Annotated in this window: 16 protein-coding genes, 1 tRNA gene and 1 pseudogene; 12 read left to right on the top strand and 6 right to left on the bottom strand. The window is 65.0% G+C overall.

Annotated features, from left to right (window positions below; all coding sequences use genetic code 11):
• From AAG799_RS17580 to AAG799_RS17595, 4 genes and pseudogenes are all read right to left on the bottom strand, one after another.
• Positions 1-383 (bottom strand): annotated as a pseudogene (locus tag AAG799_RS17580) (hydroxyacid dehydrogenase); the annotation flags it as partial.
• A gap of 10 nt (positions 384-393) precedes the next feature.
• Positions 394-1,428 carry a LacI family DNA-binding transcriptional regulator gene (locus AAG799_RS17585; RefSeq protein ID WP_341897997.1) on the bottom strand — a complete coding sequence of 345 codons (1,035 nt, stop codon included), beginning with the start codon at positions 1,426-1,428 and terminating at the stop codon, positions 394-396.
• Positions 1,429-1,431: 3 nt separating this feature from the next.
• On the bottom strand, positions 1,432-3,321 hold the full coding sequence (locus AAG799_RS17590; protein WP_341897998.1) for a TRAP transporter large permease subunit: 1,890 nt from the start codon (positions 3,319-3,321) through the stop codon (positions 1,432-1,434).
• Between the two features lie 84 nt (positions 3,322-3,405).
• Complete coding sequence (locus tag AAG799_RS17595) at positions 3,406-4,443, bottom strand: TRAP transporter substrate-binding protein (protein ID WP_341898000.1); 1,038 nt, start codon at positions 4,441-4,443, stop codon at positions 3,406-3,408.
• Positions 4,444-4,735: 292 nt separating this feature from the next.
• Between AAG799_RS17595 and AAG799_RS17600 the strand changes: the two genes are divergently transcribed.
• The 12 genes from AAG799_RS17600 to AAG799_RS17655 all read left to right on the top strand — a co-directional run bounded on the left by AAG799_RS17600 (position 4,736) and on the right by AAG799_RS17655 (position 14,189).
• Positions 4,736-5,212 (top strand): (2Fe-2S)-binding protein, encoded by a 477-nt coding sequence (locus tag AAG799_RS17600; RefSeq protein WP_341898001.1) that lies wholly within the window; start codon positions 4,736-4,738, stop codon positions 5,210-5,212.
• 20 nt (positions 5,213-5,232) lie between these two features.
• Positions 5,233-7,416: a molybdopterin cofactor-binding domain-containing protein gene (locus AAG799_RS17605; protein ID WP_341898002.1), complete on the top strand. Its 2,184-nt coding sequence runs from the start codon at positions 5,233-5,235 to the stop codon at positions 7,414-7,416.
• Positions 7,417-7,432: 16 nt separating this feature from the next.
• Positions 7,433-7,888, top strand: coding sequence for a sulfur oxidation c-type cytochrome SoxX (gene soxX / locus AAG799_RS17610; protein WP_341898003.1), 456 nt, complete (start codon positions 7,433-7,435; stop codon positions 7,886-7,888).
• A gap of 3 nt (positions 7,889-7,891) precedes the next feature.
• Complete coding sequence (locus tag AAG799_RS17615; RefSeq protein ID WP_341898005.1) at positions 7,892-8,350, top strand: SoxY-related AACIE arm protein; 459 nt, start codon at positions 7,892-7,894, stop codon at positions 8,348-8,350.
• Between the two features lie 13 nt (positions 8,351-8,363).
• Positions 8,364-8,684: a thiosulfate oxidation carrier complex protein SoxZ gene (gene soxZ / locus AAG799_RS17620; RefSeq protein WP_341898007.1), complete on the top strand. Its 321-nt coding sequence runs from the start codon at positions 8,364-8,366 to the stop codon at positions 8,682-8,684.
• The gene (soxA, locus tag AAG799_RS17625) at positions 8,684-9,448 is read left to right on the top strand and encodes a sulfur oxidation c-type cytochrome SoxA (protein ID WP_341898008.1); all 765 of its coding nucleotides are present in this window, start codon (positions 8,684-8,686) and stop codon (positions 9,446-9,448) included. The genes soxZ and soxA overlap by 1 nt, the downstream gene beginning before the upstream one ends.
• Positions 9,449-9,527: 79 nt before the next feature.
• Entirely contained in the window at positions 9,528-10,247 is a 720-nt protein-coding gene (locus AAG799_RS17630; protein ID WP_341898009.1) for a GntR family transcriptional regulator, read from the top strand.
• Positions 10,248-10,252: 5 nt separating this feature from the next.
• Positions 10,253-11,095, top strand: a complete 843-nt coding sequence (locus AAG799_RS17635) for a transporter substrate-binding domain-containing protein (RefSeq protein WP_341898010.1) — start codon at positions 10,253-10,255, stop codon at positions 11,093-11,095.
• 12 nt (positions 11,096-11,107) lie between these two features.
• Positions 11,108-11,785, top strand: a complete 678-nt coding sequence (locus AAG799_RS17640; RefSeq protein ID WP_341898011.1) for an amino acid ABC transporter permease — start codon at positions 11,108-11,110, stop codon at positions 11,783-11,785.
• A 13-nt stretch (positions 11,786-11,798) separates the two neighbouring features.
• Positions 11,799-12,464 carry an amino acid ABC transporter permease gene (locus AAG799_RS17645; protein ID WP_341898012.1) on the top strand — a complete coding sequence of 222 codons (666 nt, stop codon included), beginning with the start codon at positions 11,799-11,801 and terminating at the stop codon, positions 12,462-12,464.
• 8 nt (positions 12,465-12,472) lie between these two features.
• Positions 12,473-13,249, top strand: a complete 777-nt coding sequence (locus AAG799_RS17650) for an amino acid ABC transporter ATP-binding protein (RefSeq protein ID WP_341898014.1) — start codon at positions 12,473-12,475, stop codon at positions 13,247-13,249.
• Between the two features lie 19 nt (positions 13,250-13,268).
• A complete protein-coding gene (locus AAG799_RS17655; protein ID WP_341898015.1) occupies positions 13,269-14,189 on the top strand; it encodes an aminotransferase class IV in 921 nt (306 codons plus the stop codon).
• Between the two features lie 22 nt (positions 14,190-14,211).
• On the opposite strand, the gene AAG799_RS17660 is transcribed toward AAG799_RS17655, so the two are convergent.
• Together AAG799_RS17660 and AAG799_RS17665 are read right to left on the bottom strand one after the other, a co-directional pair.
• Positions 14,212-14,286, bottom strand: a tRNA-Val gene (locus tag AAG799_RS17660).
• A gap of 61 nt (positions 14,287-14,347) precedes the next feature.
• Positions 14,348-16,696 (bottom strand): penicillin-binding protein 1A (locus AAG799_RS17665; RefSeq protein WP_341898016.1); only part of this gene is annotated, 2,349 nt, incomplete at its 5' end.

The raw sequence follows: 16,696 nt of genomic DNA on the forward strand, positions 1-16,696 counted from the left end.
ACCGCGGCGCTGACGCCGCGCGACAGGTCGACCATGAAGCCGATCGCCAGCTCCGCCACTGCATCGATGAAGCCGGCCGTGGCCCGGGTCACCAGCACGCCGGCATGGTCGGCCGCGGCGCGGTCGATATTGCGGATGTCGATGGCGCAGCGCAGGAAGGCGACAAGATCGGGCAGGGCTTCAAAGACAGCCGCCTCGCCGGGAGTTTGACGGTCAGAAACGATCACCTGGCAGTCGCGTGCGGCTTCGATCAGTTGCGCGGTGCCGAGCGGTGCGTCGCCCAGATGCAGCTTTACCTCGCCGTGACGGCGCAAGGCCGCCAGCGCATCCTCGCCATAGTAGTTTCGCAGGGCGTCAGGCGTGTGGGTCAGCAGGATGCGCATGGAGACTCGGTTAACGGGGCGGCGGAGCGACGGAGCCGCGCTCAAGCAGGGTGGATGTGAAACGGAATTCATCCGGTGTCGTGTTGGGCTGCTTCAGGCGCAGCATGATGCGGTCCACCATCGTGCCGGCCAGATCTGGCAGCGGCAGGCGGATCGTGGTCAGGGGCGGGGCCATATAGGCACCGAGCGGAATGCCATCCATGCCGACCACCGACATGTCCTGCGGCAGGCGCAGTCCCTGCTCGCGCAGGCCGGCCATGAGGCCGATGGCCATCATATCGTTGATCGCCACCGCGGCAGTCGGCCGGTCGGCATGCTGCACCAGCGGCGTGGCCAGGCTCTGACCCAGTTCGGCCATTTCCTCGTCGGCATAATGCGACGCCGTGCTGCCGGCGATCACTACACCCTTGATGCCGGCCTGCTGCACGGCGGCCATGAAACCCTCGCGCTTCTCGGCGCGACTGAAGGTCCAGCCCGATGGCGTCAGGAAGGCGATGGTGCGGTGGCCGTGTGCGACCAGATGCTGCACGGCCAGGCCGGCACCCGCGACGTTGTCGGCAGAGACATAATCCAGGATCGGTTGGCGGTCGCGGCGGGCATGGCTGTCGTAGCTCACCGCCACCAGGCCGCGCGAGACCGGTTCTTCGAAATGCGCCTCATCGGCCAGCGAGGAGATCACGATCACACCGCGCACACCCTGCGACCACATATCATCAAGGAAGGCGCGTTCCTGCTGCGGCTCGCGGTAGGTGTTGGCGACGATGACGCGATAGCCATGGCGTTCGCGTGCCACGATCTCGATTTCGCGCGCCAGCAGCCCGTAGCTCGGATTGCCCATCGACGGCACCAGCAGGCCCAGCATCGCGATCTGCCCGGTCTTGAGCTGGCGTGCCGTGCGGTTGGGCTGGAAGCCGAGTTCGGCCACGGCCTGCTGCACGCGGCCAAGCGTTTCCTTGCTCATCCGGTCAACGCGCCCGTTCAGCACATTCGATACCGTCGATGCGGAAACCCGGGCCAGTCTGGCGACGTCGGTGATGGTAGACATGCGTTAGTTCATGCCGAATTTTGCGGGAAGCCACAGCGAGAAGGTTGGAAACAGCACAAGTATAACGAGGCCGAGCGCCAGGATGGCAAGGTATTTCATCATCGGCGGGGCCACGTCCTGCACGCGCGTGCCGGTCATGGTGCAGGTGGCAAACAGGCCCAGACCGACCGGCGGGGCGAACAAGCCCAATCCCATGGCGATCACCATCACGGTGCCGAAATGCAGCGGGTTGACGCCGAGCTGGGCGGCGATCGGCGTCAGCAGCGGGCCGAAGATGATCAGGGCCGGCGCGCCTTCCAGCACGGCACCGAAAAAGATCATCACCACGGTGGCCAGCAGTACGAACATCACGCTGCCATAGGCATGGCCGAATTCGATCATGGTGGCCGAGATGAGCGACGGAATCTGCTCGATGGTCAGCGCATAGGCAAAGCCCGAGGCGGCGGCGACGATGAACAGGATGCTGCCGGCCATGGCGGCCGACTGCACGAACAGCCGCATGGTGATCCGCAGGGTCAGCTCGCGGAAGGCAAGGCCCCCCACTACCAGGGCGTAGACCACGGCGAAGGCGGATATCTCGGTGGAGGTGGCGAGGCCGGCCATGACACCGCGGCCGATCATCAGGATCATGATCAGCGCCACCAGCGAGCCGACAATCAGCTGCGCCAGCGAGCGGTCGCTGGCCTTCAGGTGCTCGGGATCGACCTTGCCGCCGTACCAGATGGCAACGGCAGCCAGCAGCAGGGCGAGGAAAGCGGCTGGCACCAGGCCGGCCACGAACAGGCCGCCGACCGACACGTTGGCGACAAAGGCGAAAATGATCATGTTGACGCAGGGCGGGATGGTTTCGGCCATCACGGCGGTGCAGGCCAGCAGCCCTGCGGTTTCGTTGGGGTCCTGCCGGCTGCGTCGCACGGCAGGCATGATGATGCCGCCGACGGCAGCGATATCGGCCAGCTTCGAGCCAGAGATGCCGGAGAACACGGCGGTGGCCACGATGGTGATCAGGTTGATGCCGCCGCGCAGGCGGCCCATCATGCGCAGCAGCAACTCGATCAGCCGCGACGACATGCCGTTGGCTTCCATGGCCAGACCGGCGAGCACGAAGAAGGGAATCGCCAGCAGCACGAAATGGTCGGCGCCGGCCGCCACCTGCTGCGAATAGATCACCATCGGCAGCGACGGGTCGGCGATGAAATAGACCAGCGAGGCAAAGGCGAGGGCAAAGGCGATCGGCACGCCGATGACGATGCTGCCGATGAAGCCGACCAGAAGCAGCACCAGTGGCGAAGGCGCTGAGGCCCAGGCATAGCTGTGCCAGGCCGCCAGGATGGCGCAGACGATGATGACGCTGGCCAGCGTGCCGAATGCCAGCCGGCGCGGTGCCTCGAAGGCGTTGGCGAGCGAGAACAGCGCCATGCACAGGCTGCCGATCACCACCGGCCAGGCATAGATGCCATGCGGCAGGCCGAGCGGCGTGGTCTGGCCCGCACTTTCCTCCAGCAGCATGTAGGAGGTGACGAGCAGCGCCAGCGACACCGCGGCAACGACCCACTGGCTGAGCTGTACCAGAATCTGCTGCCAGCGTTCGGGGAAGGCGGTGCGGAACACGTCGATGCCGGCGTGATGGTTGCGACCCAGTGCGGAGGCGGCGCCGAAGAAAACCAGCATCACCATCAGGGCGCGCGCGATTTCTTCGGCCCAGTCAACCGGGTCGTGCAGGAAATAGCGGTAGATCACCGAGGCGAAGACGACCGCCACATCAACGGCAAGCGCCAGGCCGGCGGCATATTCGATCACCGTCAGGGCCCGGCGCAGGCCGGTGCCCAGTCGCCCGTAACGGGCGTAGAGCAGGGGCGTATTGATGGCCGCAATGGCCGCGTTGCTGTTCATGGTCTGCAATCTCCTCAGGACACCCGGCCGGACTCACAACCGCCCGGCCGGGGCCTGCCCCTTATGGTCTGTCGATGCCAATGATCAGGCGCGCGCCTTGGCAATCGCCTCGAAGACCGGCTTGGTGCTGGGATACTGCGCCATGAACTGGGCATACAGCGTGTCCGAGACCGGCTTGGAGATCGCGGCGCGGTCGGCAGCGGGGAAGGGCGTGAAGCTGACGCCGAGCCGCTCCAGTTCCTTCATCGCCTCGGTCGCCTTGGCATCGGCGATGCCGCGTTCGGCCACGGTTGCCTCGCGGGCGGCGGCCAGGAAGGCGTCCTTGGTATCCTTGGTCAGCTTGGCCATGCCGCGCTTGCCGATGGCGCAGATCATCGGGCTGAACAGATGGTCGGTGCGCAGGCAGAATTTGGCCACTTCATAGAAACGGCTCGACAGCACGGTGGCGGGGTCATGCTCGAAGCCATCCACCACGCCGGTCTGCAGGGCGGTATACAGCTCGTTCACCGGGATCGGCACCGGCACGGCGCCCATCAGCTTGAAGGTCTCGATGAAGGCCGGGGCCGGCAGCACGCGCAGCTTCACGCTCTTCAGTTCGGCCAGGTTGCTGGCCTTGGTCCGGGTGTAGACGCTGCGTGCGCCGAAATGGAAGCCCCAGCCCAGGACGTTGATGCTTTTGCGTTCGTCCAGCATCGACTCGAAGGTCTTGCCGACGCCGGCATCCAGCGCCTTGGCGCCATGGGCGTAGTTGTCGAACAGGAAGCCCAGGTCCAGCGCGCCCAGCTCCGGCACGGCCGTGGCCCAGATCGAGGAGCCGGTGATCATCATGTCGACCGAGCCGATGATGACCTGCTGCACCACATCGGCTTCCTTGCCGAGCTGGCTGTTGGGGAAGAAGTCGAGGCGGATCTTGTCGCCCACCTTGGCCTTCAGGTTTTTCTGGAACAGATCGAACCAGACATGATGCGCGGCATTCGGATCGACCGGCATGCTGGACGAGACGCGGAAGGTGATCGGCGCGCCCTGGCCCAGAACGGCCGGAGCAGGGAACAGCCCGGCAGCGGCAATGCCGGCGCCTAGGCCAGCGCCGGTGCCAAGAAAGCGGCGGCGTGAAATCGACATGGTGGTTTCCTTCCCGGTAGGTGGTTTTTTTGAGATCGTTTAAATCTTGTGTATCGATTTACTAAATCGATTTACCAATCAGGAGGACTGGCTGTCAATCACAATCGAACCGAGCCCGGCCGGACCGCGCCGCTTTGTGCATTTGCACACACGGCTCTCGCCTTTGATCGCACTTCACAAACACGTGTGTCGGCGCCGCGGTCGCCCTGGGTTGATAATCGCGCCGCCCCAAGGCCCCGAGATACCCACGAAGCAGACGCCGGCACACCGCCAGCGGACCAGGAGGACGGCAATGCCCAAGCTCAACGTGAATGGCAAGGTGCGTGAATTTCAGGCCGAGGAGGACACGCCGCTGCTGTGGGTGCTGCGCGAGCAGCTGAAACTCACCGGCACCAAATACGGTTGCGGCGTGGCCCAGTGCGGCGCCTGCACCGTGCATGTCGATGGCGAGGCGGTGCGCTCCTGCGCCATGCCGGCTTCGGCGGTCACCGAGAAGCAGAAGATCGTCACCATCGAAGGCCTGTCGCCGAACGGCAGCCACCCGGTGCAGCAGGCCTGGCTGGCACAGGATGTGCCGCAATGCGGCTACTGTCAGGTCGGCATGATCATGGCGGTGGCAGCGCTGCTGAAAAAGACGCCCAAGCCGACCGATGCCGATATCGACAACGAGATCACCAATATCTGCCGCTGCGGCACCTACAACCGCGTGCGTAGTGCGATCCATCAGGCCGCCGGCATTGCGCCGGCCGCTCCGCGCACGCGCACCTGAGCCGGACAAGGAGAGCCATCATGACTGTCATGTCTTCGCCGTCCCGTCGCGGCTTCATTGCCGGTTCCGCTGCCGCTGCCGGCGGCCTCACCATCGGCTTCCATATCCCCTTCGATGCGCTGGCCCAGCAAAAGGCTGCCGCTCCGGCACCCGAGATTAACGCCTGGGTCGTGGTGAAACCCGACGACACCGTGGTGATCCGCATCGCGCGCTCCGAAATGGGGCAGGGCTCGCTCACCGGTCTCGCCCAGCTGGTGGCCGAGGAACTGGAATGCAATTGGTCGAAGGTGACCACCGAATATCCCACGCCGGGCCAGAACCTGGCGCGCAATCGCGCCTGGGGCAATTTCTCCACCGGCGGCAGCCGCGGCATCCGCGAGTCGCATGACTATGTCCGCAAGGGCGGCGCGGCGGCGCGCATCATGCTGGTGCAGGCCGCTGCCGAACAGTGGAAGGTGCCGGTATCGGAATGTGTGGCGGCCAACAGCATCGTCACGCACAAGCCGACCAATCGCACCATCAGTTACGGCAAGGTTGCCAATGCGGCAGCGAAACTGACGCCGCCCACCGATGTGCCGCTGAAGGATCCGAAGGACTGGAAGGTGGCCGGCAAGCCAGTGAAGCGGCTGGATACGGTTGAGAAGCTGACCGGCAAGCAGGTTTACGGCGTCGATCTGCAATTGCCCGGCCTGCTGAATGCGGCGATCAAGGATTGCCCAGTCTTTGGCGGCAAGGTGAAAAGCTTCGATGCCGCCGGTGCGATGAAGAAACCGGGTGTGAAGAAAGTGGTGCAGGTGGGCGACAGCGCAGTTGCCGTCGTCGCCGATACCTGGTGGCGTGCAAAAACCGCGCTCGACACGATGAAGATCGAATGGGACGAGGGCCCGAATGCCGCCGTCTCCAGCGCCACGATTGCGGCGATGCTGAGGGAAGGCCTGGACGCCAAGGAGGCCGTGGCCGGCAACAAGGTCGGCGATGTCGAGGCTGCCTTTGCCAGCGCGGCGAAGAAGGTCACCGCCACCTACAGCTATCCGTTCCAGAATCACGCCACCATGGAACCGATGAACGCCACGGCGAAATACACGCCGGAACTTTGCGAGGTATGGACGCCGACGCAGAATGGCGAAGCGGCACTCGCCGCAGCCGCGGAAGCCTCCGGCCTGCCGCCGGCGAAATGCGAGGTCTACAAGCTGCATCTGGGCGGCGGCTTCGGCCGGCGCGGCGCGGTGCATGACTGGGTGCGCCAGGCGGTGGCGATTGCCAAGGAAATGCCGGGCACGCCGGTCAAACTGATCTGGTCACGCGAGGAAGACATGACGCATGGCCGGTATCATCCGGTCACGCAATGCAAGATGACGGCGTCGCTGAATGACAAGAACGAGGTGACCGGGCTGCATATGCGCATCTCCGGCCAGTCGATTGTCGCCGGCATCTTCCCGCAGAATATCCGCAACGGTCTCGACCCGGTGGTGTTCCAGGGCCTCAACCCGCCGGGGCCGGAAGCATCGATCGGCTACAGCTTCCCCAACCTGCTGATCGATCATGCCATGCGCAATCCGCATGTGCCGCCCGGCTTCTGGCGCGGGGTGAACCTAAACCAGAACACCATCTATCTGGAAAGCTTCCTCGACGAACTGGCCCATGAGACCAAGACGGACCCGCTGGAATTCCGTCGCAAGCTGATGGCCAATCACCCCAAGCATCTGGCGGTGCTGAATGCGGCGGCCAACCGGATCGAGTGGTCGAAGCCGGCGCCTGCCGGCATCTTCCGTGGCCTGGCGCAATGCATGGGCTTCGGCTCCTACGTGGCGGCCTGCGCCGAGGTGTCGGTGGCGAAGGATGGCAAGATCAAGGTGCATCGCATTGTCGCGGCCACCGATCCGGGCCATGCCGTCAATCCGCAGCAGATCGAGGCCCAGGTCGAGGGTTCCTTCGTCTATGGCCTCACCGCGGCCTTCTACGGCGAATGCACGGTGGCCAAGGGCCGCATCGAGCAGGAGAATTTCGATACCTACACGATGATGCGGATCGACGAGATGCCGAAGGTGGAAACGGTGATCGTGCCCACGGGCGGCTTCTGGGGTGGTGTGGGCGAACCCACCATCGCGGTCGCGGCGCCGGCGGTACTGAATGCAATCTTCGCCGCCACCGGCAAGCGCATCCGCGACCTGCCGCTGAAGAACCACGACCTTAAGTCAGCCTGACATCAGGACGTCAGGCTTGGGTCTTCGGGCGTTTGGCATTGCAGGCCTGATCTGTGCGCTGGCGGTATCTTCCGCTGGCGCACAGACGGCCGCCTTGGTCGCCTATGCGGTCAGCGGTGATGCCATTCCGCAATCACTCACCGGCATGCCGGGCGATGCCACGCGTGGGCGCGGCATTGTCGTGAACCGCCAGAAGGGCCTCTGCCTGCTCTGCCATACCGGGCCGTTTGCCGAGGAGCGGTTTCAGGGTGATCTGGCGCCATCTTTAGCGGGCGCCGGCAGCCGCTGGAGCGACGGACAGTTGCGCCTGCGGATCGTTGATTCACGGCGTGTCAGTCCCAATACCATCATGCCATCCTATTATCGGATCGACGGCCTCACCCGCGTCGGTGCCGCCTGGCGCGACAAGCCGGTGCTGTCGGCGGCCGAGATCGAGGATGTGGTGGCGTTTTTGCAAACCCTGCGGGAGTAGCCGATGAACCGCCTGGATGTGACAAGACGCAGCGCATTGATCGGCGGCATGGGCGCGGCCGTCAGTCTGCTGGTGCTGCGACCTGTTGCCTATGCCTCGCCGACCGAGCTTGCCGGTGCCATTGCCGCATTCACCGGCAATCAGCCGGCGCAACGCGGGCGTGTCACCCTCGATCTGTCACCGCTGGTCGAGAACGGCAACTCGGTGTCGGTGACCGTGCGGGCCGACAGCCCGATGACGCCGGAGCATCATGTGCGCGCCATCGCACTGTTCACCGAACAGAATCCGCAGCCCAATGTGATCACGGTGCAACTCGGGCCGCGCGCCGGCCGGGCTTTCGTAAACACCCGCATGCGGCTCGCCACCTCGCAGAAGGTGATTGCCGTGGCCGGCTTCAGCGATGGCACCTTCTGGTCGGACCAGGTTGAGGTGATCGTCACCCTGGCCGCCTGTATCGAATAACGGAGTGACGAGCATGGTGCGCGCGCTGATCAACTGCCCGAAGACCGCGAAGAAGGGCGAGGTGATCGAGATCAAGACCCTGATCTCGCATGTGATGGAAACCGGCTATCGCGCCGATTCCGTTGGCAAGGTGGTGCCGCGCGATATCCTGCGCCGCTTCACCTGCCGCTATGCCGGGGAGCAGGTCTTCAGCGCCGATCTCTATCCGGCCATTGCCGCCAACCCCTTCATCAGCTTCACCACGGTGGCGACCGCCAGCGGCACGCTCAGTTTCACCTGGGACGGCGATAACGGCTTCACGCAGACCGAAACCGTGGCCATTATCGTCACCTGATGCCGCGTGACCTGATCCGTATCGTCCTGCCGCTGGTGCTGGCATCCGGCCTGGCTCTGGCTGCGGATCAGCGTCGGTCCGGCTTCGAGTTCATGAGCAGCAGCACGCAACAGATGCAGCAGGAGGATGCGCTTAATCCCGGCATGCTCTGGGTCGCCGAAGGCGAGGCACTGTGGAACGAGGCGCCCGCCGGTGCACAATCCTGCGCCGGGTGCCACGGCGATGCGCCGGCCGGCATGCGCGGTGTCGCCGCCCGCTATCCGGCCTTCGATGAACACCGGAAAAAACCCGTCGACCTGCAGCAACGCATCAACAGTTGCCGCGAAACCCGTCAGCAGCAGCCGGCCTTCGCGGCCGAGAGCCGGGCCTTGCTCGGCTTGTCCAGTTATATCGGCCTGCAGTCGCGCGGCCTGCCGGTGGCGCCGCCGGACGATCCGCGCCTGCAGCCGGCGCGCCTGCGTGGCGCGGCACTGTTCAATGCGCCAATGGGACAGCTGAATTTTTCCTGCGCCCAGTGCCACACCGACAATCCGGGCCGGCGCCTGGCCGGCAGCCCGATCCCGCAGGCACATCCGACCGGCTATCCGATCTATCGCCTGGAATGGCAGGCGATGGGCTCGCTGCAGCGGCGCCTGCGCAACTGCATGACCGGCGTGCGTGCCGAGCCGTATCCCTATGGCGCCGATGAGATGGTGGAACTCGAACTGTACCTGAACACGCGCGCCGCCAGCATGCCGGTGGAAACGCCGGGGGTGCGGCCGTAACAGATTTGTAAACTATCCTTGACTCAGGTTCTTTTTACCCCTCACATTGTCAACAATCGACAATCGACAGGGATTCGCGGTGCTGACATCCGAGATTGCCATGGCCGCGGGCCTCGCCCGCCTGCCGAAGAGCACCTTCCGCGAGCACATCGCTGAACAGCTCCGCGCGGCCATCCTCTCGGGCCAGATCGCGCCGGGCGCGCCCGTCGTGGAAACCGCGTTGGCCGGCCAGTTCCAGGTCAGCCGCGGCCCGCTGCGTGAGGCGCTGCGCCAGCTGGTGGAAGAAGGCCTGCTGGTGACGGTGCCCTATACCGGCACCCATGTGATCAGCCTGTCGGTAGAAGATGTGCGCGAAATCCATTCGATGCGCGTCACGCTGGAATGCTTTGCCTTCGAGCAGGCCTGGGACAAGCGCGATGCCGCCTTCCGGGCCGAGTTGCAGCGCCGTCACGCGGCACTGGTCGCCACCATCGACGACGGCGACGACCGCGCCAGCATCCTGGCCGAACTCAACCTGCATGGCCTGGTCTACGAAGTCTGTGGCCATCGCCTTTTGCAGCGCACCTGGAGCAGCCTGCGCGGCCGGCTGCAGCTCTACTGGGCGGCGCATCACCGCGCCCACTCCATCCGTGGCCCAAAGCGCGATGGCCATGAAAGCTATGTCGAGACCGCGCTGGGCGATGATCTGGACGCCATGCGCGCCGAGATCAGGGCGCATATGCAGCGCGGCGGCCAGCAGACCGAGAAATTCCTGAAAGGGATGGCGCAGCCATCCACCGATCCATCCAAAAGGGGGTAAGCATCATGATTATGGACCGACGCAGTGTATTGGCCGGCCTTGCCGGCGTGGGCGCGACCTTTGCTGTTGCTGGTGGCGTTCGCGCCCAGGCCGTGGGCACGCTGGCCGAGATCAAGAAGCGCGGCACGCTGCGCGTGGGCGTGACCCAGGCGCCGCCGTGGTATTCCAAGGATCCGAAGACCGGCGAATGGAATGCCGGCCTCGGCGTATCGATGGGCAAGGCGATGGCCGCCGTGCTCGGCGTGAAGTTCGAGCCGGTCGAGGTCACCTGGGGCACCGCGATTGCCGCTCTGCAGGGCAACAAGATCGACCTGATGTATATGCTGGATGCGACGCCCGAACGCGCCGCCGCCGTCGATTTCCCGCAGAATCCGCTGCTGTTCTATTCGATGGCCGTGCTGGCGCGCGACGACCTGGCGGTGAAGACCTGGCAGGATCTGAACAAGCCCGATGTGCGCATCGCCGTGCCGCAGGCCAGCAGCATGGACAAGTTCCTCACCGAGACGGTCGGCAATGCCGCGATCCAGCGCTTCCCCGGCAACCCGGAAGCCATCGCCGCCTTCCAGGCCGGCCGCGTCGATGCGGTCTGCCTGTTCCATCCGCCGCTGCTGGCGGCGCGCCAGCGCCTTGGCGCCGGCAAGATCGTGGTGCCGCTGCCGGCCCAGTCGCAGCCCTCCAGCGTCGCCCTGCGCAAGGAAGACGACAAGGCCTTCCTCACCTGGGTCGACACGACGATCAACGGCTACTACACCAGCGGCCAGACCCAGCGCTGGTATGAAGAATTCCTGCGTGGCTTCGGGCTCGATCCGAAATCCGCTCCGCCGGTGATGAAAGAAATGCTGAAGTAATCCGGCGGCATTATGTACCGCTGGGACTTCTGGCCGGTTCTGGCGAATGCCGATCTGCTGCTGCAGGGGCTGGTCAACACGCTGGCCGTCACCGGCACGGCCTTGGCCTTCGGCATTCCGCTCGGCCTGGCTCTGGCGCTGGCCCGTTTATCGGGCCGGCGCCTGCTGGCCTGGCCGGCGGGATTCGTGATCGAATTCTTCCGCACCACGCCGCCGCTGGTACAGCTGTTCTGGTTTTTCTTCGCCCTGCCGGTGCTGATCCGCGTCGAGATGACGCCCTTCATGGCCGCGGCGCTGACCTTCTCGATCCAGTCCGCCGCTTTCTTTGCCGAAGTGTTTCGCGGCGGCATCGTCTCGATCGAGCGCGGCCAGTGGGAAGCGGCGCGCGCCATCGGCATGACACCGCCGCAGTCGATGCGCCGCGTGATCCTGCCCCAGGCGGTCAAGCGCATGATTCCCGCCTTCATGGAACGCGCCATCGAGCTGATGAAGACCACCACGCTGGTCGCCACCGTGTCCTATGCCGACCTGCTGTTCCAGGCCAACGAGATCGCGCAGAAAACCTTCCGCCCGCTCGAAGTCTTCACCGTCACGGCCGGCATCTACTTCGTCGTCATTCTGCTGTTCAGCCTGATCGCGCGCCAGTTCGAGCGCCGGCTGGCGGTCAGCGGCGAGTCCACGGTGCACTGATGGGGGCGCACTGATGAACTACCAGTGGAACTTCGCCTCCGTCTTCGAGAATGCCGATGCGCTGCTCTATGGTGCCGTCGGCACCCTGCGCATCTTTGCCATCTGCCTGGTGCTGGGCCTCAGCCTCGGCCTGGTGGTCGGCCTGGCGCGCTATGCGCGGAACCGGCTGCTCAACTGGCCGGCGACGGCCTTCGTCGAATTCTTCCGCAACACGCCGGTGCTGGTGCAGATCCTGTGGTTTTATTTCGCCCTGCCGATGCTGGTGCCGTTTGAGATCAGCCCGTTGATGGCAGCAGCGCTTGGCATCTCGCTGAACTCGGCAGCCTTCTCGGCCGAGATCTATCGCGGTGGCATCCAGTCGATCGAGCCGGGCCAGTGGGAAGCCTCGCGTGCCCTGGGCATGACCGGCCTGCAGGCGATGCGGCGCATCATCCTGCCGCAGGCGCTCCGCCGCATGCTGCCGGCGCTCACCAACCGCGCCATCGAGATTTTCAAGATGTCGACGCTCGCATCGGTAGTGGCCTATGTCGAACTGCTGCAGCAGGGCAAGCTGGTTGCCTCGCTGAATTTCAATCCGATCGAGACCTACAGCGTCATCGCGCTTGCATTCTTCGTGTTTCTCTTCCCGCTGGTGCGCGCGACCTATGCGCTCGAGCGCCGGCTGGCCAAAGGCGATTGAGGCGCATCATGGCAGACCCCCTGCTCAGAACGATTGGTTTGCGTAAAAGCTACGGTACCCATGAAGTGCTGCGCGGCATTGATCTGTCCGTGCTGCCGGGCGAGCGTATCGCCATCCTTGGCGCCTCGGGCTCGGGCAAGAGCACGTTGCTGCGCTGTCTGAATTTCATGGAAATCCCCACGTCTGGAACGGTCGAACTCGGCGGTCGCCTGCTGGGCAGTGAGGGCAGGGGCGGCGGCGCACGCGTCTATGCCGAGCGCGAGCTGACCCAGGTGCGCCAGCGTGTCGGCATGGTGTTTCAACAGTTCAATCTGTTCCCGCATATGACGGCCATCGATAATGTCATGGAGGGTCTGCGTACCGTGAAGGGCGTGAAGGCGCCGGCGGCCCGCGAACGCGCCATGGCCGAACTGGCGCGCGTCGGCCTGACCGACCGTGCTGAACAGTACCCGGCGCGGCTGTCCGGCGGGCAGAAGCAGCGCGTGGCGATTGCGCGTGCGCTGGCGATGGACCCGGAGCTGCTGCTGTTCGACGAGCCGACCTCGGCGCTTGATCCCGAACTGGTGGGCGAAGTGCTGGGCGTGATCCGCTCGCTGGCCGAGGAAGGCCGCACCATGCTGCTGGTCACCCATGAGCTTGGTTTCGCCTACCATGTCGCCACCCGGGTGATCTTCATCGCCGATGGCGAGATCCATGAATCCGGCACCCCCGACGAGGTGCTTAAAAATCCACAGCGCGAGCGGACCCAGGCTTTCCTGGCCCGCCATCGCGAATTCAGTCTCTAACCGGTTCGGATTTTGAAAAATGACAACAGCATCCAGTCACAGCGCCCAAGGCTATGTCGAAGACCCCCGCAACAATGATGTGCTGGTCTATGTCAACGGCGACTTCGTGCGCCGCGACGAAGCGCGCGTCTCGATCTTCGACAGCGGCTTCGTGCTCGGCGATGGCGTCTGGGAAGGCCTGCGTCTGGTCAATGGCAAGCTGATCAGCCTGGAGAAGCATCTCGATCGCCTGTTCGAGGGCGCGGGCTCGATTGCGCTGAATATCGATCTGGGTCGTGACGGCATCCGTGCCGCGCTGCTGGAAACGCTGAAGCGCAACAATATGCAGGATGGCGCGCATATCCGCCTGATGGTGACGCGCGGCACCAAGAAGACGCCGAACCAGGACCCGCGCTTCGTGATCGGCGGCGCCACGGTGGTGATCGTCGCCGAATACAAGACGCCGAAGCCGGAGGCCTGGCAGCGCGGCCTGTCGCTGTTCACCTCCACCTTCCGTACCAGCAGCCCCGATGTCTTCGACCTGCGCCTCAACTCGCACAGCCGGCTGAATCTGATCCAGGCGCTGATCCAGGCGATCAATGCCGGCGCCGACGAGGCGCTGATGCTCGATCCGCGCGGCTTCGTCGCCAGCTGCAACTCGACGAATTTCTTCATCCTGCGCGGCGACGAATTGTGGACCTCGACGCCGGGCTGGAGCTTCCGCGGCATCACCCAGAGCAGCGTGCTGCACGCCTGGGCGGCGGCCGGCGGCGTGGCGCGCGAATGCGATTTCACCCTGGCGCAGGTCTATGCGGCCGACGAGGCTTTCGTCACCGGCACGCTCGGCGGCGTCACGCCGGTGACGAAGATTGATGGCCGCGTGATTGGCAACGGCAAGCCGGGCCCGCGCGCGCGCAGGGCCTATGAGCTGTATCTGGCTGCTGTGGCAGCCCAGCCGTAAGTTTCAGGTGTCTGAAGGAAAATGGTGGGCGGTACTGGGATTGAACCAGTGGCCCCAGCAATGTGAATGCTGTGCTCTACCGCTGAGCTAACCGCCCACGCGAAGCAGCGTATAAAGAGGCCGCTTGATTGTGTCAAGCGGCCTGTCTTTCCAAGGGGTTAGTACAGCCCGCCGGTGCCGGAAATCGGCGCCGAACCGGCCGAGGCGCCGACGCCGGAGATGCTGTCGCGTTCATCCGCCATCGAGCCGTCCAGCACCCGGCTGCGCTCGCCCAGCTGCGGCTCCGAGCCGGGCCGGAAGGCTTCCAGGATCACGTTGCGGTCGCCCGGCCGCGCCAGCTCGCCGGTCTCGGCCTGCACGCGCACCAGCCGCACGCCGGGCGGCACGCGGAACTGGATGTTAGGTTTGCCCTGCAGTGCCTCGGCCATGAAGGCCTTGAACACCGGCACCGAGACCGACGAACCGGTCTCGCGCTTGCCCATGTCTTTCGGCGTGTCGTAGCCGATGAAGACGCCGACCGCGAGATCGGGGCTGAAGCCCATGAACCAGGTGTCCATGCTGTCGTTGGTGGTGCCGGTCTTGCCGGCCAGCGGCTTGCCCAGTTCGCGGATGCGGATGCCGGTGCCACGCTGCACCACGCCTTCCAGGATCGAGGTGATCTGATAGGCGGTGACGGCATCGATCACCTGCGGGCGCGGATCGGGCAGGGCGGGTTCGCTCTGCTGGTTCCAGCCGGTGGGGACCAGGCAGTCGGGGCAGGCGCGCTTGTCATGGCGATAGATGGTGGTGCCGTTGCGGTTCTGGATGCGGTCGATCAGGGTCGGCGTGATCTTGCGGCCGCCATTGACGAATTCGGAATAGGCGGTGGTCATCTTCATCAGCGTGGTTTCACCGGCGCCCAGCGACATCGACAGCACCGGCTGCATGTTGTCGATCACGCCAAAGCGCTTGGCGTAATCCACCACTTTTTCCATGCCGATCGCCTGGGCCAGCCGCACCGTCATCAGGTTGCGCGATTTCTCGACGCCGACGCGCAGGGTGGAGGGGCCATAGAACTGATCGGAATAGTTGCCCGGCTTCCACAGCGGCAGGCCGGGGCCCTGGTCCATCACGAATGGCGCATCCAGCACCAGCGACGACGGCGTGAAGCCGTTATCGAGTGCTGCGGCATAGACGAATGGCTTGAAGGCCGAACCGGGCTGGCGATTGGCCTGGGTCGCGCGGTTGAACTGGCTCAGCTTGAAATCGTAGCCGCCGACCAGCGCCAGCACGCGGCCGGTATGCGGGTCCATCGCCACCAGGCCACCGCCGATTTCAGGAATCTGCCGCAGGGCATAGCCGTCCTGCGGCTTGGCCGGATTGATCGCGGTCACCGCGATCACGTCGCCCACGGCGATCACCTCGGCGGGTGTGCGCGGCACCGGGCCGAAATGATCGGGTCCCAGTTTCTTGCGCGCCCAGCGCAGGCCGGCCTGCGGCAGCACGGCCTTGCTGCCATCGGCGAAGCCGATCCCGGCGCTGTCGGTTTCCACGGCCAGCACGGCGGCGACGCGCCAGGGCGGCAGGATACCGGCAAAGGGCGGCATCGCGCTCAGCTGCGTGCGCCAGTCCGTGTTTGGCTGCAGCTTGGCCAGCGGGCCACGCCAGCCTCCGGCGCGGCGGTCATAGGCTTCCAGCCCGTCGCGCAGCACGCGCTCGCCGATGCTCTGCAGCTTCGGGTCCATCGTGGTGCGAACACTCAGGCCGCCTTCATAGAGGCCTTTCTCACCCAATCGCTGCGCCAGTTCGCGGCGCACTTCCTCGGCGAACCAGTCGGCGCGCGCCAGTTCCGATTCCGGCCGCGCCAGCGCCACCAGTGGTGAGGCAATGGCGGCGCGCGCCTGCTCCACAGTGATGACGCCATCTTCCTGCAGGCGCTCGATCACCCAGTCGCGCCTTGCCTTGGCGCGATCCAGATGGCGCACCGGATGATAGTTGCTGGGCGCCTTGGGCAGGGCTGCGAGATAGGCGGCCTCGGGCAGCGTCAGGTCGTAGAGCGACTTGTCGAAATACACCAGCGCCGCGGCGGCGACACCATAGGCGCCAGAGCCGAGATAGATTTCGTTCAGATAGAGTTCGAGAATCTTGTCCTTGCTGAAAGCCTTCTCGATGCGGAAGGCGAGGATGGCTTCCTTCGCCTTGCGGCCCAGTGACACTTCATTGCCGAGTAGGAAATTCTTCGCCACCTGCTGCGTGATGGTCGACGCGCCAACCGGGCGGCGGCTCTGAGCCAGATTGGCGATGTTCTGCACCACGGCGCGCACGACACCCAGCGGATCGATGCCGCTGTGTTCGTAGAAATTCTTGTCTTCGGCCGAAAGGAAGGCCTGGATCACCGGCTTGGGGATCGCCTCGATCGGCACGAACAGGCGGCGCTCGCGCGAATACTCGGCGATCAGGCGGCCGTCGCCGGCATGCAGGCGGGTGGTGACCGGCGGTTCGTATTTCGCCAGCTGCTGATAGTCGGG

Origin of the sequence: Ferrovibrio terrae (assembly GCF_943371255.1) — a bacterium.
In the GTDB taxonomy this organism is placed as follows: domain Bacteria; phylum Pseudomonadota; class Alphaproteobacteria; order Ferrovibrionales; family Ferrovibrionaceae; genus Ferrovibrio; species Ferrovibrio terrae_B.